Origin of the sequence: Maribacter stanieri (assembly GCF_900112245.1) — a bacterium.
Lineage (GTDB): Bacteria > Bacteroidota > Bacteroidia > Flavobacteriales > Flavobacteriaceae > Maribacter > Maribacter stanieri.
This window is the reverse complement of sequence record NZ_FOYX01000001.1, coordinates 1,794,698-1,809,585: the sequence shown is the minus strand read 5'-3', so window position 1 is coordinate 1,809,585 and position 14,888 is coordinate 1,794,698. Positions and strand designations below refer to the sequence as shown.

General features: G+C 33.2%; 20 protein-coding genes. 5 read left to right on the top strand and 15 right to left on the bottom strand.

The annotated features are described in order from the left end of the window. Window positions 1-26 precede the first annotated feature (26 nt). Window positions 27-626: a recombinase family protein gene (locus BM296_RS07815; protein WP_245786981.1), complete on the top strand. Its 600-nt coding sequence runs from the start codon at window positions 27-29 to the stop codon at window positions 624-626. 1 nt (window position 627) lies between these two features. On the opposite strand, the gene BM296_RS07810 is transcribed toward BM296_RS07815, so the two are convergent. Next, the gene (locus tag BM296_RS07810) at window positions 628-1,530 is read right to left on the bottom strand and encodes a pentapeptide repeat-containing protein (protein WP_091902546.1); all 903 of its coding nucleotides are present in this window, start codon (window positions 1,528-1,530) and stop codon (window positions 628-630) included. A 37-nt stretch (window positions 1,531-1,567) separates the two neighbouring features. Between BM296_RS07810 and BM296_RS07805 the strand changes: the two genes are divergently transcribed. Continuing rightward, a complete protein-coding gene (locus BM296_RS07805) occupies window positions 1,568-1,810 on the top strand; it encodes a hypothetical protein (RefSeq protein WP_091902545.1) in 243 nt (80 codons plus the stop codon). A gap of 2 nt (window positions 1,811-1,812) precedes the next feature. Further along, window positions 1,813-2,376 carry a hypothetical protein gene (locus tag BM296_RS07800; protein ID WP_091902544.1) on the top strand — a complete coding sequence of 188 codons (564 nt, stop codon included), beginning with the start codon at window positions 1,813-1,815 and terminating at the stop codon, window positions 2,374-2,376. Here BM296_RS07800 and BM296_RS07795 read toward each other — a convergent pair. The 4 genes from BM296_RS07795 to BM296_RS07780 are packed head-to-tail and all read right to left on the bottom strand — an operon-like array spanning window position 2,373 to window position 3,558. Continuing rightward, a complete protein-coding gene (locus BM296_RS07795) occupies window positions 2,373-2,552 on the bottom strand; it encodes a hypothetical protein (protein WP_091902543.1) in 180 nt (59 codons plus the stop codon). The genes BM296_RS07800 and BM296_RS07795 overlap by 4 nt on opposite strands. A 1-nt stretch (window position 2,553) precedes the next feature. Further along, window positions 2,554-3,015, bottom strand: coding sequence for a hypothetical protein (locus BM296_RS07790; protein WP_091902542.1), 462 nt, complete (start codon window positions 3,013-3,015; stop codon window positions 2,554-2,556). Between the two features lie 40 nt (window positions 3,016-3,055). Further along, window positions 3,056-3,298 (bottom strand): hypothetical protein, encoded by a 243-nt coding sequence (locus tag BM296_RS07785; protein ID WP_091902541.1) that lies wholly within the window; start codon window positions 3,296-3,298, stop codon window positions 3,056-3,058. Continuing rightward, a complete protein-coding gene (locus BM296_RS07780; RefSeq protein ID WP_091902540.1) occupies window positions 3,295-3,558 on the bottom strand; it encodes a hypothetical protein in 264 nt (87 codons plus the stop codon). Before BM296_RS07780 ends, BM296_RS07785 begins: the two co-directional genes overlap by 4 nt. A gap of 117 nt (window positions 3,559-3,675) precedes the next feature. Between BM296_RS07780 and BM296_RS07775 the strand changes: the two genes are divergently transcribed. Continuing rightward, complete coding sequence (locus BM296_RS07775; protein WP_091902539.1) at window positions 3,676-4,521, top strand: hypothetical protein; 846 nt, start codon at window positions 3,676-3,678, stop codon at window positions 4,519-4,521. A gap of 363 nt (window positions 4,522-4,884) precedes the next feature. On the opposite strand, the gene BM296_RS07770 is transcribed toward BM296_RS07775, so the two are convergent. From BM296_RS07770 to BM296_RS07740, 7 genes are all read right to left on the bottom strand, one after another. Beyond that, window positions 4,885-5,358, bottom strand: a complete 474-nt coding sequence (locus BM296_RS07770; RefSeq protein ID WP_091902538.1) for a hypothetical protein — start codon at window positions 5,356-5,358, stop codon at window positions 4,885-4,887. A 1-nt stretch (window position 5,359) separates the two neighbouring features. Continuing rightward, a complete protein-coding gene (locus tag BM296_RS07765; protein WP_091902537.1) occupies window positions 5,360-6,412 on the bottom strand; it encodes a hypothetical protein in 1,053 nt (350 codons plus the stop codon). Between the two features lie 438 nt (window positions 6,413-6,850). Continuing rightward, on the bottom strand, window positions 6,851-7,288 hold the full coding sequence (locus BM296_RS07760) for a Rha family transcriptional regulator (RefSeq protein ID WP_091902536.1): 438 nt from the start codon (window positions 7,286-7,288) through the stop codon (window positions 6,851-6,853). Between the two features lie 59 nt (window positions 7,289-7,347). Continuing rightward, window positions 7,348-7,617, bottom strand: coding sequence for a helix-turn-helix domain-containing protein (locus BM296_RS07755; RefSeq protein WP_091902535.1), 270 nt, complete (start codon window positions 7,615-7,617; stop codon window positions 7,348-7,350). A gap of 544 nt (window positions 7,618-8,161) precedes the next feature. Beyond that, window positions 8,162-8,383, bottom strand: a complete 222-nt coding sequence (locus tag BM296_RS07750; protein ID WP_091902534.1) for a hypothetical protein — start codon at window positions 8,381-8,383, stop codon at window positions 8,162-8,164. Between the two features lie 10 nt (window positions 8,384-8,393). Then, window positions 8,394-9,656 (bottom strand): phage integrase SAM-like domain-containing protein, encoded by a 1,263-nt coding sequence (locus BM296_RS07745; RefSeq protein WP_091902533.1) that lies wholly within the window; start codon window positions 9,654-9,656, stop codon window positions 8,394-8,396. Window positions 9,657-10,032: 376 nt separating this feature from the next. Then, window positions 10,033-10,437 (bottom strand): response regulator, encoded by a 405-nt coding sequence (locus BM296_RS07740; protein ID WP_027064740.1) that lies wholly within the window; start codon window positions 10,435-10,437, stop codon window positions 10,033-10,035. A gap of 200 nt (window positions 10,438-10,637) precedes the next feature. Between BM296_RS07740 and BM296_RS07735 the strand changes: the two genes are divergently transcribed. Beyond that, the gene (locus BM296_RS07735) at window positions 10,638-11,249 is read left to right on the top strand and encodes an SIMPL domain-containing protein (protein ID WP_091902532.1); all 612 of its coding nucleotides are present in this window, start codon (window positions 10,638-10,640) and stop codon (window positions 11,247-11,249) included. Between the two features lie 176 nt (window positions 11,250-11,425). On the opposite strand, the gene eutC is transcribed toward BM296_RS07735, so the two are convergent. From eutC to BM296_RS07720, 3 genes are read right to left on the bottom strand one after another with little or no spacing between them, the layout of a single operon-like run. Continuing rightward, window positions 11,426-12,169, bottom strand: a complete 744-nt coding sequence (eutC, locus tag BM296_RS07730) for an ethanolamine ammonia-lyase subunit EutC (protein WP_091902531.1) — start codon at window positions 12,167-12,169, stop codon at window positions 11,426-11,428. After that, a complete protein-coding gene (locus BM296_RS07725) occupies window positions 12,166-13,536 on the bottom strand; it encodes an ethanolamine ammonia-lyase subunit EutB (RefSeq protein WP_091902530.1) in 1,371 nt (456 codons plus the stop codon). The genes eutC and BM296_RS07725 overlap by 4 nt, the downstream gene beginning before the upstream one ends. Then, the gene (locus BM296_RS07720; RefSeq protein WP_091902529.1) at window positions 13,537-14,859 is read right to left on the bottom strand and encodes an amino acid permease; all 1,323 of its coding nucleotides are present in this window, start codon (window positions 14,857-14,859) and stop codon (window positions 13,537-13,539) included. Window positions 14,860-14,888 lie beyond the last annotated feature (29 nt).

Below are 14,888 nucleotides of genomic sequence, written 5' to 3'. Positions count from 1 at the left end.
AAAAATACACCGCCTATATTTACGTTATGGATAACATGAAAGCAAGATACATTAGAATATCAACCCCGGATCAGAATAAGGAACGCCAACTAATAAACGAGCATCCAAACGAATTAATCTTTATAGATGTTTGTAGCGGCTCCGTTCCCTTTAACCAAAGAACTAAGGGTAAAGAATTATTAGAGGCAGTAGCGGCCACGAAAATTGATTTAGTAAGTGTTCACGCTATCGATAGATTAGGCCGTAATCTTTTGGATATACTAACCACGCTTAAAACCTTTACGGATGCCGGGGTAATTCTTAAGGTAGATAATCTAGGAATCGACTCTATGATAAAAGGAAAGGTTAACCCGGCCTTTAATCTAATAGTAAGTGTAATGGGTAACATTGCAGAAATGGAACGGGAAACGATGTTAGAACGACAAAGGGAGGGCATAGCTATAGCAAAGGCAAAAGGAAATTACAAAGGTCGTTTAAGGGGAACTAAAGAATCAAAAGAGGAAATATTACGAAAATATCCGGAAGTAGTTAAACACCTAAAGAAAGGTCAATCCTTAAGAAATACGGTTAAATTGGCCGGGGTAAGTTTATCCACGGTTCAAAAGGTTAAGGGGTTATTACTCTAGATTAAAATGGTGTTGCCCGTGGATCGACTCTCTCATTATAGAATTTATACATTTCAATATCTGTTTTATCTACTAGAAAAAAAGTGTTACTCCACAGCTTATCCCCATTTCTACTAAATATAGCAGATGTATATAAGTTATGGTCAAGCAAAACATAATTATCCTCTACATATTTTTTAGAACTAATTTCTAGTCCATCAATCCAATTTTTATCTGTTACAAACAACATACTTAAATCGGCACCTAATAATCTTGTTTCCGATAATTTAGCACCTATAAAACTAGCTCCTCTTAGGTTTGCCTGCTGAAAATTACAGTTATACAAATTAGAGCCTAGCATATCCAAATTCGCATTATTCATGTTCAAAGATGAAAACAAAGTATTTTCTAAATTCGAACCTATAAACACACAGTTTATAAATGTTACAGAAGTAAATTTTACATCCTTTAAATTAGCTTCTATCAATGAGGCTCCTACTAGTTCTATTTTAATCAGGATAGCCTCAGATAAATTACAATAGCAAAGATTTAAATTTTGTTCCCCAAGTCTTATTAATCTCTTTATATTCCCGACATTTCTATACATCGCCTCACTTTCGTTCCATCCTCTAAAATCGTCTAATTCCTCATTATACCTATCAATTTGTAACTGCTTTTGATTTTCCTTATCTCCTTTTCGTTCTGAGTTGATTCTAATTGTATCGTAAATAGAAATAATTATCCCAAAAATGAATATATCTCCCAACACTCCATGAGCCTCAACTAAAATATTTTCTTTAAAACTATCCGAATCCGAAACCGTTAGGAAATCAATCCCTAATAAACCAATGATAACTACCACAAAAAGTATTATGAACAAAAATGTAGTGGGATATTCTTTAAATTTTATCTTAATCCAATCCATCTTACAAATATAAAACCAATTTCCCTACATTTATTCCATGGGATTATATGAATACATGATGTTATCCGAAACAGATCAATGGAACGACCTATGGGAAAACGGCACTTACTTGACTAATCACATAGAACCCGATAGAAAGTACAACCTCTACGCCTTGTACGCTTTTTTCGTGGAGGTCGAATACGACCCTAAATCCAATAAAATATTAGGCAAGGGGCATTTTAAAACCGGGGATACTTTGGATAGATATTCCGGTAGTGTTGATATAAATGAGATTTAATTATGGACGAATTAGAATTAGCGCAAGTAAAAGATAGAATATTAAGATACTTACTGGATAATGATAATTCCAAGGCGGAGGATGTATTCAAGGCTCTTGACAAACCAACGAACCACATAGACCAATTCCGAGAGGTTGCCCTAGATATGTTTAGACACGACCATAAATATTTCAAAATAAGGCAAGGATTACAATATGATGAAAATGATTCGGGAACCATATATTATAAGACTGATTTAACTAAACCCTTTTTAGAAATTGGAGGATTTACAAGTATATATGAGCAAAGGGAAAAGGATTTGCTGATGGAACGAAAAGTAAAAAAGGCATCTGATAAGAAAACCCTTTATTGGTGGGTTCCTATAGCGGTATCTTTCCTAAGTTTATGCTTCGCAGTCTACCCTCTTACAAGAAAACATACAGAAGTAACAAAAGACGAGATTAAAACTATCCACAACAAAATAGATAGTCTTAGGTCTGACTTTAAAAAAGAAAATACGGAACTAAAAGAAAAGCTTTACAAAGCTGAGTTAATGATATCGGTATACGAGGATTCTAAACCCTAACCAACACCCGACCCACCACAACAACTACAGGGATTCCCGCCCGAATGGGTCATGTGTTTACGTAAATTAACTAATGATTCGTTAATTTCTTTATCCCAAAGTGTAGAACTATCCTCACTATTTCTTAACTCCTTAACCAGTTCCTCCAATTTCTGCTTTATTTCAATTTTTCTCATCTTATAAATTTGTTGTTAGTACTTTACTTAAATCTGTATTATTCATGCCACTATAAGCTTTTTTAATATCCCTACTCAATAAGTCCTTACATTTCTCTTGTTTTCCCGGCACAAGCTTATCTATAGAATCTATTTGGTCGAATAACTTTTTATATGGCATCCAATAAGATTGATATAGAATTGGTTTCTCTATAACATCGTGATTCCACAATGATGCAGTTAATGAAAGTGCATTAATTGCCTTAACAATGTGGGGTGTAATCAAATTATCTTCATCAATATCATAGATATCGCTCCAAGCCATGTGTAAATCTATTACACCTTGCCTCTTAAACATCTTTATATTTGTCCTGTTTGCATTTTCCGCAATCGTATTTGCTCTAACAGCTTGGTTATTTGCGTACCAACTAAAGGCTATTGCGATAAATGATAATACAATTGTTAGAACGTCATATTTATCCATTTAGCAATGTAATAATTTCCTACATTTCATCGACATAATATTAGATTTCCTTTTCAACCATAATTGTTGATAACCTATTTTCCGCATCAATAACGAATTTTTCGTTTAATTCCGCCTCATGTTTCATTAACCGTTTACCATCCTTAAAAACCTCAACTCGGCATTTGGTGGAATCCCCATTGTACTGGTTAAAACATTCTACTTTTATTTTTTGAAATCCGTATTTTCTAAATCTGTATTTTATTAAGGTTTCAACTAAAATTTGTTCCCGGTACATTTTCATCTTTCTACTTTTATACGCTCCCAACCGTTAGCCGGAATATTATTAAATCTTTCTACATTCATTAGCATAAGGATATATCTACTAGGGTATCTATAACACAACTTAACGTAACCGTCACGGGCTTCTAAATACCATCCTTTCATACTTAACGGCTTTTGCCTGACTTGCATATTCTGTAAGGCTTGCTCATATTTATGCCTACCTATTTCTATGATAAGTTCCCTTATAATTTTGGTATCGAAATTTCTATAAATAATCATAATTCAAAATTAGGATATATTCCAATTATTTGGATATAATCCATATAGATATTTTCAATAAATTTTATAAAGCTATTTACATTAAAAGAAATATATTCGAGTCAAAGTATTTAAAAGATGGAGGGAGGTAAACCAAAAAAATTGATAGGTTTTAATAATTGGGAAATTGCAGGAATAGGAATTTTTCTATTAATTATCGTAATAGCTCCTTGGCTATTAACTAATTATTACACAGGCATACACTTCAATGGACTTGGAGATATTGGAGATGTTATTGGAGGAGTAACCGCTCCATTTGTAAACCTACTCGCTGCTTATTTAGTATATAAATCTTTTAAAGCCCAAATCGAAGCTAATGCACAGCAGAATAGAAATCATAAAATTCAGATGGATGCTATTTTAAGTGAGCAAACAATCAATTTTCTCCTAAATCTGTATAATAATATTGAAAAAGATTATTATGAAAATGATAAAAAAGATACGAGTATTGGATGGGGTAACGTATTACACAATGGGTTCGAAAAAATAAACGATTCTTATAAATTAAAACAAAATCCAAGCGAGGATTACGATGCAACAAGTGATACTTACCAAAGTACCTATCTTTTAGAAACCGCTATTAAAGAAATCAAATATTCAATAGATAAAGTTTTTTTTACATATCATAATTTTAGCATTATTACTGACATCCTTTTAAAGTCATTGAATACATCAAATGATAAAAATGTTATATACACTATTAAGTATGTAACCGCTAAAATTGAAAATCTTTTTATTTCTAATAGTTATGATTCAATACTAAGCATTGAGATTAAGGAATATGTCCCTATAACTAAAATGAGAACTGATATGAAAGTTAACCTTAAAGCATTAAAACAAACAGGAAGAACAATCCATAATAAACTATCATATATTTTAGCTACTACAGAAGAAAAATTGGTAGAATTAACCCCTAAAGAATAATCCATAGGGGCTATATTTTAAATTTAAACTACTTCCTTTTTAATATAGGTCTTATCTAAAACGAACTTAACCACATCTTTATCTATTATGTAATTATCTAAACCTGTTTGATGCGCCAATTGATATTCACATAGCTCAAAATCCTCTAACGCTAACTCTATATCTTCTCAATTGGATTGAATTAAATATTCTCCGTTAACCCCTCTCTTTAGGTCTATGCCCAAAATATTAACGGATGAATAAAACGCCCTTTGTAAGATTCGATTCGCTTTTCTAATACTAAGGTTTGTGATTAACGGATACCATTTACAATTGGATGTTATTTTGTCTAACTCCCTCTCCCATGATAGTAATTCCATAACTCTAATTCATGGTTAAGTATATCAGAAAAATTTGATAGAGTTCCGCTCCATTTATCCCGGAATATGTTGTTGATGAGTTCTCTATTTTCGGATTGATTGCATTTATAAAATTTTGCCAAATCCCTCCTAAAAATTCCAGAGTCATGGTTTCATTTTTATCAATCCTCGGAAAGATTAACAATCTCCGGTGGTTGGTTGATATATATATTCCTTCATTATCGAACTCTTTTAAGATTGCTACGGCCATGTCTACCCCACATTTTTTGCCCTCACCCTGTTCACAAATAACACTCACTTCCTTTAACCTAGTTTCAATTTTTACGAAAATTTCCGAGGCAGTTAATAGATTTTGTTTGCTTAATTGCCTTTGCTTGACTTCCTCTAATACTTTATCATAATTATCTACCTTATCCTGTAATATTTGTATTCCATTAAGGAATAACCCGCCGTGTCTTTTTGTTATATATCCTATCATGCTATTTCTTTAAAAGGTTAGTAAATGCCTCCAATAATTTAGCTGAATCCGTTCCCGAAGTCAACCGCCCGGCAACCGAGCTACCATCTATTATAGATTGCATATAAGGCAACATGATTTTACTAGTTAGCTGGGTAGTTCCAAAACGGTTATCACTACAATCAATATGAACATTCTTTTTTGAATCCTTAAAAAATCCTATAGCAATTCCTGCCTCAGCGGTTGCGAGTGCTAAGGCCTCGAGTATTTCCAAGCGTTTAGCCGATTCCTTAATGTACTTTAAAGGAGCCTCAATAGCTTTTTCTACTAACAAACCTAAATAATACTCACTTGATTTTAATTTCCTTTGGGATGCCGTGTAGCTATCCGCCGCATTACTTAGAAATCTTTTTAATTCTGAGCTTGTTGGATCTTCAAGAACATTAACTACACCGCTCCAAGAAAAAAGTTTAGCGGCGGCGGTATCTAGCAATTCCATATCATTCGTTTTTATTTCCTCAGTAACGGCTCCGATTTTTACGTATAAATTGCCTCCAAAATTACCTCCACCGATCCAAAGCACATCCGATTCAAGACTACTTCTAAACGCCGCCTCAGCTATATGCTGTAGAAGTACATCTTCATTCCAATTAATATCTAATTGAATCTCCCTAACCTTTGGAAGATTAGCAGTTAACGATAGAGCCGCTTTTTCTATCAATACTTTACGCTCTGCCTCCCGTTCAATTTCCAACGGACTAAGAGCTAAAAACCTTGCCTTTTCTTTCCGTTCATTAGATACCCTCTTATCTCTTAAAACTGCCATTTGCATAGCCTTTACAGGATTAGAATCTACCAACTTCATAATATCAATGCTCTCTTGATCTACGTCCTTTATTGTTTTAGGGTTAGGTAAGGTAACCTCGGCCTTTATTTTTGGTTTTACCGTTAATCTCTTACCCTTTAATCTAACGCCGCTAGGCTTATTCTCTCCTACAGTTAATATTGCAAGTGGTTTAGTCTTTAATCCTATCCTCACTAGTAATTTTTCTATCATATCTTTTTTCTTATTCATTATAAAATCTTTTATTAATTATTAATTATAAATACCAACTCTGCATATTTCACATTAAAATGGAATGCGTTTAAGGATTTTAAATTCAACATAAATTAGTTAGGCAGTGCCTAGCAAGTTGCCATGCAGAAAATCGGAGCCTAACTAATTTTATTCAAGCCTAAAGAATTGATTACCTTTACTTTATATACCCTTTTTATAAGATTAGTTAAGTAGTTAAGTAGAAATGGTATAAATCTTTAATTTGAGAGGGAAAGGCCGTTTAGTATATTTATTGTAGTATTTAAAATATCCTAGGATATGTTTGAGAAGTACATGACTTGCCTAACTAATCAATAAAAACGCTCTGAACCCCCTCCCCTGTTAAGTTTGGGTTAGTTAACCTCTTTAAAACTGCCTAACTAAATTAGCCTCAAAAGCAAATCCGAAACCATAATCCTAACTTCTATTAAACTTTAATGCTATATGATCATCCAATAAGTATTCCGCAAGTAAAGCACGTTTTTTCCACTTATCAAGATTGAAACTCAACTCCATACCATTTTTATGCTCATAATATTTCTCTTTCTCAATACTCCTAACCAATTTATCATGAAAACCGAATAACATATCAATTATAAGCTCCCTCAACTTATCATCAAAAGCACTTTGTATATACATAAGTTGTTTATTATCAAATATATACATAGGTTGTTTCCTTCCCTTACTATCTAAGTAATCAATCGAACCAATTTTGGTTCGATCTCCCTTACCCTTGTTATAGTTATCTATTATTGGCTTAATTTTTCTAAGTGTTTTACTATGGGAAAGACCTACTACTTCACTAAGCTTCAAACTATTACTTTTATTTTTCACTAATTCCAATCCAATTTCCATTTATTTTAAATTTTGTGCTATGACATTATTCTCTTTCGTTTCTAAGTAAGACGTATCAATTACTCTATAATGATAATTAACGCCGCCTCTACATCCGAACGTTTGAAGTAGACTCTACCACCAATTCCAGAGGCTTTAATCCTACCTTTTTTTCTCCAATGGTGTAAGGTTGATAAATCGATTTTGAATATTTCGCAAACCTCATTTCGGGTTAGTAATTCGTTCCCGTTGGGTTTGTTCGATAATTTGTCTAGTCTTGAATCCAATGCGGATTCTATCATTTCTTTTAAGTCCGAAGGACTAATACTATTTAAGATTGTGGAATGCATATCTATTTTGTGTCGTGGGAAACACAATTAGAAAGCTAATAAGGAGAGTGAATTTTGAATTTTACTATTGCGCCTTAGTGCGGCCTGTATTCAAGAAAACAAACCCTATTAGAAACCTAACTATGTTTCCTTTTTGGGTGGCAAAATTGCCATTGATATGTTTTCCTATCCTTTCTATGGTATCATCATAGTATATACAGGTTGATAATAAAAGCCTAGCTCATGTGCCGGGAGTCCTTCTAAAATCACACTTTTCTAAGTTACTTCTAAGTTTCACCTAAGTAAAATTGTAGGGAAACGCCTTAACGTTTTATTTCATCCGACTATCATCAAATGAATGGACACGCATTTAATTATACTGTAAACTTACAACCTAATTCAACAAGCTACCAACGGTTTTAACTTTTGATTTCCTCTCGAAACACCTTAGTTTATTAGCTTTGTCGAAAATGTAAATGAATATTATTAATGATTTAAATGGTTGTAAGGCATTAAATTTCATTTTTAACCTACATTGTAATACATAGAATATCCTTTGTTGATTTTAACATACTTTATCGAAATCGTTCAAAACATTTGCCCATCCGATTAATACCTCATCAACATTATCCGAGGTTTGATATATTACTTTTAAAAGAGGTTCCATAATTTCCGGGTTATCATATTCGATTAATGATAGCTCCATTGCATCCGCTAAACCATTCTCTCCCTCATTCAGTTTTCTTTCAATAATACCCTCTAATTTAATTCTTGTAATTGTTTCCATCTTGTTTTGTTTAATTATAAAAATGTTCAAAGGCATCTATTGCCGATTGTTCACTAGATTTCTGTATGTAGTTTAAAAATTGAGTTTCTGAGGCGTGTCCTGTAATACCGATTAAAACGGATGTAGGTATATTCCCGTAATAGTTCGTTGCAAATGAACGGCGTCCTATATGAGAGCTTACTAATTGCCATTTTGGGTATTCCCCTGATATATCCCGGTAAGTTCCTTTCTTTGCTTTAGGCGTTATATTGATACGCCTCTTTCCTCTACTAAGCTGATCTAATCCGGCGGTCTCCGCTACATCCTTTATATAGTCGTTATATCTCTGATCGGATATAATTCGAGGGAACTCCCCGTTACGTTTCTTTAGAATAGTTAACACTTCATTTAATACCGGTATAGTCATTAGCTTACCCGTTTTCTGTTGCCTAAACTCCAATAGATTCCTATCTCCTTTTTTCCTAATCATATCCTTAGTGAATCTTAGAAAATCTGAAACCCTTTGCCCGGTATAACATGAGATTATTAACCAATCCCTAGCATTATCTAAATGCTCCAAGGTTAATTCTAATTTTGAAATTTTATTTATTTCCTCTTTAGTCAAGTAAATATGGGTTACCTCTTGTGGTTTTAGTTTTAAACTCTTGATTTGCGGGTGTATTTCTAAGCCATTAAAACTAGCATGATAACAAATAGACTTAATCATTTTAAATTCCCTTTGTTGCGTATTCGGACTATAACTCTCCTTATCATAATATTCTTGAAACTGTTTTTTAAAATCTTCGTTTATATCCTTAACTAAAATTACCCTACCTAAGTAATCCTCCATCCTTTGTATTTTCTTCTTTACCACTGAAATACGGCGAGAACTCATAATACTTATATCGTTCTTTTTTCGATCTAGATAATAGTCAAAGTAATTAACAAGATCTAAGGGTATAGTCTTTTTACTAGTTGGATCGTAATAGAAATCAATTACAGCCTTCAACCAACCTTTATTAACTAGCGATGGATTAACGGCCTCGAATGATTTTAATATATGATTTTCTAAAGCGGTTAGATGTTCATTTACCTCATTGTAAGTATTCCGGGTCTCTACATCTCTAATATTCTTTAAAGTCTTTTTATGGGCATTTCCCCAATATTCCCGGCTAACCTTTAATTGTGTTTTACCTCCTACAACTACATCCTTATTATTGAAGCGATAAAGTAATCTAATATTCAAAGTTGCTTTATCCTTACTAGAACGGTATAAAAAATTAACTGTAGCCATAGCCGTAAAGATAGGATTATTTGTACGGTATTTGTACGGCTAACCACTTATTAGACCAACTACATCCGTTTTCGTTCAATTATTTAAAATTCATATAATCCCTTTATTTTAAGCATTTAAAGGGGTTCGAAATAAATTATAGTGTGAAGGATATTGAATGAAGTTGTAATATTGTGGTACCTCCGGCTCCACAAAACAAAACCACCTTAGGGTGGTTTTTTTCGTTATACCTACAGGATTTGAAAGCCAGTGCAATAGCTCGCACCATGCTAAAAAGGTCTACTAGACCTTTTATAAACGCAAGGTCGTCTCCGGCTCCACAAAATAAAAAACCACGTCATATGACGTGGTTTTTTATTCTATGAACTTTGCGCGTTTAAACTGCAATCTTACTCATAGAAATAATATCGTTAAGATTCTTTGCTATTAATGGTTTTGAAATAAAATCACGAACCAATTCATAACTTCTTCCCTTTTCAATTGCTTTTTTATCAAAGTGTGAACTGACTATAAATACTTGAGGTTTATTTGTGAAAGTTAATTTTTGAAATTTATCTAAAAATTCCCATCCATTCATAATAGGCATATTTAAATCCAACAAAATTATATCTGGCATTCGCTGCCTATTTAATAATTGAGAAGTAAGATTTATTAACGCCTCTTCTCCATCTTCATAAACTAGAATATTTGCACTCACAAAATTATTATGATTCAACAAAATTTTAGTACCATAAACGCAAATTGGATCATCATCAATTATACAAACCGTATCAACTTTCATAACAAACTATTTTCTTTATAAATATTACCTAGCAATTTTATTTGTTAATATAAGTTAACAAGATAAAACTCACAAATTTTTTATATACTAAATCACTTTTCAAGGTGTAAAATTGCCTATAACCCCTATATTGAGTAAACATAACAGAGTATTTAGGTTACAAAATCATAAATTTGATAAAAAATAAACTACACATAAAAATGAAAAAATTCACACTGTTCTTAGTACTAATTTTAATTGGAATTTCATCTACTGAAGCCCAAACTAATCCAAAAGAACGTACAGTGACTGTATCTGGCGCAGCGCCTTTAGAGAAGACAATTGAAAAGTATCGTATTAAGGCTACCTTGAGTATGGATCAAGTCTATTATGCCGATACCCGAATGGAGAATTTGGAGCAATTAAAAAAACAATACTTTACTGCTCTAAAAGAAAATGGTGTTGATGTATCTAAATTTGAAGAAAAAGAAATGGAATATTTTTCTTTAGGCTACCAAAGAGATGGTACAGTACTTTATTATGAAACCAACTCTAAAGAAATAGCTATGAAATTAGTAAAGACCAATTTGCAAGGTGTACAATTACAATTTCAAGTTAAACAACATGTATCTTCAGAAAAAAATAAAGCAGCTCTTGAATTAGCATTAAAAGATGCTATGAAAAATGCAAATAGCTTATGTAAGGCAATAAACACTAGCGTTGGTGAAATAATTTCTATTAGTAGCAATCAATACCACAATGAAGACTGGACTAGCTACTACACTGATTATCAAGAACAATTCACAGTAAATGTTGTTTACCAAATGAAATAACAGCTTAATTCTTATAAAAAATGGACCTGTTTAACGTATAAACAGGTCCATTTTAATTATAGAAAACTTAGAATAATCTTTTATTCCAAATTTAAAGTGGTAGCAGGCATCACCTCTGCATCTATTTTTAAGTTTAAAATTTTAGCAACTGTAGGTGAAATTTAATTTGTGTAAAATTACTCATCACCTAGTATAGCTCCTAGATCAATCTTCAACTCTACTCCACTAATCTTTAATGCAAAAGAACGATCAATCAGATATTTAAGTAAGGTAGCCGCCTGAATACTCGATAAACCATCCTTATGAATATTGGAAATACAATTTCTACGTTCATCTGTAAATCCTATTTTAGGTTTATAAGTTACATAAATACCCATACTTTCTGGAGACGAAAGACCTGGGCGTTCTCCTATTAAAACAGCAACAAAATCAGCATTGTAAAATTCTGCCACCTGATCTCCTATTGCAACCCTTCCTAGTTCAACTAAAGCAATACAAATAGAAAATTTTTCTTTTAAATCTGGCAAAACAGCATCCAAAACTGAAAAAGCATTTGAATTGACCGCCGTTGCAGATAAACCATCGGTAATAACAATGACAATATCTACTTTTTTTATGTTTTCAACTTCAGAAGTATTTACTAGTTTACGACCTAAATCAGGTCTTTTTAAATATTCTAACCGATCTTTAACCTGACTTTTGAATTCACTGCATAAAACACCATGTTCTTTAGCCTTGATCTTAAGAAACTCTTTATCTAATTGAGTAAGAATAGCATCTTTAGCTAAGGCATGTGCATGCTTAAGTGCAAGTACGTCGTTTAAAGGCAAACTAGTACCAACATTGCCCAATGCTACTCTAGCTTTTGTATAACTTTTAAGTTGCTGCCATTTAGCTGGTATTTCTAACTTATTGCTCATAGATTGGTTAATAATTTATGTGAACCCCTTACATCTAATTTAACCCCATCACCATCTATAATACCCATTTTTAATAGCCAAGATTCAAATTCTGGCGCAGGTTTTTTCTGTAACACTTTTCGTATAAAAAGCGCATCGTGAAATGAAGTAGATTGATAATTCAACATGATATCATCTGTTCCTGGAACACCCATAAAAAAATTACAGCCGGCAACACCTAAAAGTGTTAGCAGATTATCCATATCATCTTGATCAGCATTTGCATGATTGGTATAGCATACATCCATCCCCATAGGTAAGCCTACTACCTTTGCACAAAAATGATCTTCTAGACCAGCACGTATAATTTGTTTACCGTCATACAAATATTCGGGTCCTATAAAACCCACTACAGAATTCACCAATAATGGATCATAATGCCTAGCAACCGCATAAGCCCTTGCTTCCATAGTTTGTTGATCTACACCATGGTGGGCATTGGCAGATAGCGCAGATCCTTGACCTGTTTCAAAATACATACATTGGTTACCTATTGTACCACGATCAAGCTCTAAAGTAGCTTGATGAGCCTCAGACAATAGATTTAAATTTATCCCAAAAGAACTATTTGCCTTTTCTGTACCTGTAATGGACTGAAACACCAGATCTACAGGAGCCTTCTTCATAATTTGCATTGCAGTAGTTACATGGCAAAGCACACAACTTTGTGTTGGTATTTCAAATTTTAGTCGAAGGTCTTCAAGCATTTTTAATAAATTAATCGTCACCTCCGGACTATCTGTAGCCGGGTTGATACCAATTACGGCATCTCCGCAACCATATAACAAACCATCTATAGTACTTGCTAAAATTCCTTTTAAATCATCGGTCGGATGATTGGGTTGTAGTCGAATAGATACATTACCTTTTAAGCCTAATGTATTTCTAAAACGCGTGACTAATTCAATTTTAGAAGATACCACAATGAGATCTTGATTTCTCATTAATTTAGAAACTGCTGCAACCATCTCAGGTGTAAGTGCTCTACTTAACTCGAGAATTGTATTTCCATTTGTAGTGTCTTCCAAAAAAAAATCTCTTAATTCACCCACAGTTAAATGCGAGATACGCTCAAAGGATTTAGCATCATGGGTATCAATAATTAGGCGGGTAACCTCATCACTTTCATACGGTACTACAGCCTCCTTTAAAAATGTTTTTAACGGTAATTCACTTAATGCATATTGAGCAGCAATTCGTTCTACATTGTTTTTAGCCGCTATACCCGCCAAAACATCTCCCGAACGGTGCGGACTTGCCTTAGCCATTAGAGTTTTTAAATCATCAAAAAGGTAGTTTTGGTGTCCTAATGTGAAACGATATACCATTTATTTTCTTCTAATTAAAAACACATAGCCCAAACTACAGATTATAAAAATAATAAAGGCTTGAAATTGTAGATAAGCAAATGACCCTATACAAATTAGTGAAATTATAACTGCCACCCATGCATTGAAAGATGAAAATATACCATTAAAATTATTATGTGAATAGGCTGTATTTTTTACATTAACGCCCGCTGCCAGTATATTGTTTCGTTTTCTCAATACCAATAAAGAACTACTTACCGCAAAATACATACATACTGCCCCAAATACAGATACCTCAATTAAAAAACCGGTTTGACTTGTCCAAATAGCCGCTAAACTTATGACAAATACTATTGTAGAGGCTATAACTCGTTTTGACACCAAATTATCCTTAATACTTGGCAATAATGGTTCTAACTGTTTGGTTGCCGCAAATGCTATTCCTTGTAATGAAGCTATAAGTCCAAATAAACCAATAAAAGTAAAGACCTGCACCAGAAAATGATCCTTTCCCAATATCAAAGCCATAGATGCTGGCATTGGGTGGTTTTCTTCCAATAATCCTAAACTCTCGGGCAAATTCCAATCAATACCTCCGGCAGCCAACACCAAAACTAAAACTGCAAGTATAAGAAGTGTAAAAAATGCTAAATTATAACCTCGCCCAATAACTTTTCTAAAGTTTTTTCTATCCACTGCGTTAGTCATCAGCGATATCCCTTCAATTGCCAAAAATAACCACATCGCATACGGAATTGCTTCCACAAAACTTTGTAAATCTATACTACCCACGTTTGAATTTGACAAGTTCTGAAGTTCAAAAGCAGTAAATACTGAACCCTGATACATAAAAAGTTCCAAAATAGCCAAAAGGGTCAATAGAATTAAAAAACGGACACCTATGTGCATTTCAAAAAGATTAACAATCGAAAAACCCAACAAAAATAGTGTACTTATCCAAGGTGATAAAGAGAGATCATTCATTAAAAACCCTAAATACTCACCCAATGAACTTGCTATAGCCGGTGTGGCAAATAAAAACTCAAAGAGAATGGCTAATCCTATAAATGCCCCCCATTTTTTATTAAAAGCTTTTTCTACATAAGTATGTGGCCCTGTAGCATCTGGGTATACACATGCCAATTCAATTAATGTTTGTACCAAGCCAAAATACATTAGTGCCGCTACAGCAACCGGAACAAAAAACCATAGTGGTCCTGTAATGGCCCAACCTAAATTCCAACCAAAAGACTCGCCAGAAATAACCATTCCCACACCAATAGCCCAGATGGCAAAAATTCCAAGTTTTTTAGATTGTTTATTATCTTCAGATACTATCATTTCTAAATTCTAATAAAATTAAGTTGAAT

Excerpts from the sequence above, each read along its gene's own strand:
- BM296_RS07780 (WP_091902540.1), bottom strand. The coding sequence starts at position 3,558 with ATGATTATTTATAGAAATTTCGATACCAAAATTATAAGGGAACTTATC.
- BM296_RS07750 (WP_091902534.1), bottom strand. The coding sequence starts at position 8,383 with ATGGAAACAATTACAAGAATTAAATTAGAGGGTATTATTGAAAGAAAA.
- BM296_RS07800 (WP_091902544.1), top strand. The coding sequence starts at position 1,813 with ATGGACGAATTAGAATTAGCGCAAGTAAAAGATAGAATATTAAGATAC.
- BM296_RS07740 (WP_027064740.1), bottom strand. The coding sequence starts at position 10,437 with ATGAAAGTTGATACGGTTTGTATAATTGATGATGATCCAATTTGCGTT.
- BM296_RS07805 (WP_091902545.1), top strand. The coding sequence starts at position 1,568 with ATGGGATTATATGAATACATGATGTTATCCGAAACAGATCAATGGAAC.
- BM296_RS07795 (WP_091902543.1), bottom strand. The coding sequence starts at position 2,552 with ATGAGAAAAATTGAAATAAAGCAGAAATTGGAGGAACTGGTTAAGGAG.
- BM296_RS07760 (WP_091902536.1), bottom strand. The coding sequence starts at position 7,288 with ATGGAAATTGGATTGGAATTAGTGAAAAATAAAAGTAATAGTTTGAAG.
- BM296_RS07720 (WP_091902529.1), bottom strand. The coding sequence starts at position 14,859 with ATGATAGTATCTGAAGATAATAAACAATCTAAAAAACTTGGAATTTTT.
- BM296_RS07790 (WP_091902542.1), bottom strand. The coding sequence starts at position 3,015 with ATGGATAAATATGACGTTCTAACAATTGTATTATCATTTATCGCAATA.
- BM296_RS07785 (WP_091902541.1), bottom strand. The coding sequence starts at position 3,298 with ATGAAAATGTACCGGGAACAAATTTTAGTTGAAACCTTAATAAAATAC.
- BM296_RS07765 (WP_091902537.1), bottom strand. The coding sequence starts at position 6,412 with ATGAATAAGAAAAAAGATATGATAGAAAAATTACTAGTGAGGATAGGA.
- BM296_RS07735 (WP_091902532.1), top strand. The coding sequence starts at position 10,638 with ATGAAAAAATTCACACTGTTCTTAGTACTAATTTTAATTGGAATTTCA.
- BM296_RS07775 (WP_091902539.1), top strand. The coding sequence starts at position 3,676 with ATGGAGGGAGGTAAACCAAAAAAATTGATAGGTTTTAATAATTGGGAA.
- eutC (WP_091902531.1), bottom strand. The coding sequence starts at position 12,169 with ATGAGCAATAAGTTAGAAATACCAGCTAAATGGCAGCAACTTAAAAGT.
- BM296_RS07770 (WP_091902538.1), bottom strand. The coding sequence starts at position 5,358 with ATGATAGGATATATAACAAAAAGACACGGCGGGTTATTCCTTAATGGA.
- BM296_RS07725 (WP_091902530.1), bottom strand. The coding sequence starts at position 13,536 with ATGGTATATCGTTTCACATTAGGACACCAAAACTACCTTTTTGATGAT.
- BM296_RS07745 (WP_091902533.1), bottom strand. The coding sequence starts at position 9,656 with ATGGCTACAGTTAATTTTTTATACCGTTCTAGTAAGGATAAAGCAACT.
- BM296_RS07815 (WP_245786981.1), top strand. The coding sequence starts at position 27 with ATGGATAACATGAAAGCAAGATACATTAGAATATCAACCCCGGATCAG.
- BM296_RS07810 (WP_091902546.1), bottom strand. The coding sequence starts at position 1,530 with ATGGATTGGATTAAGATAAAATTTAAAGAATATCCCACTACATTTTTG.
- BM296_RS07755 (WP_091902535.1), bottom strand. The coding sequence starts at position 7,617 with ATGCATTCCACAATCTTAAATAGTATTAGTCCTTCGGACTTAAAAGAA.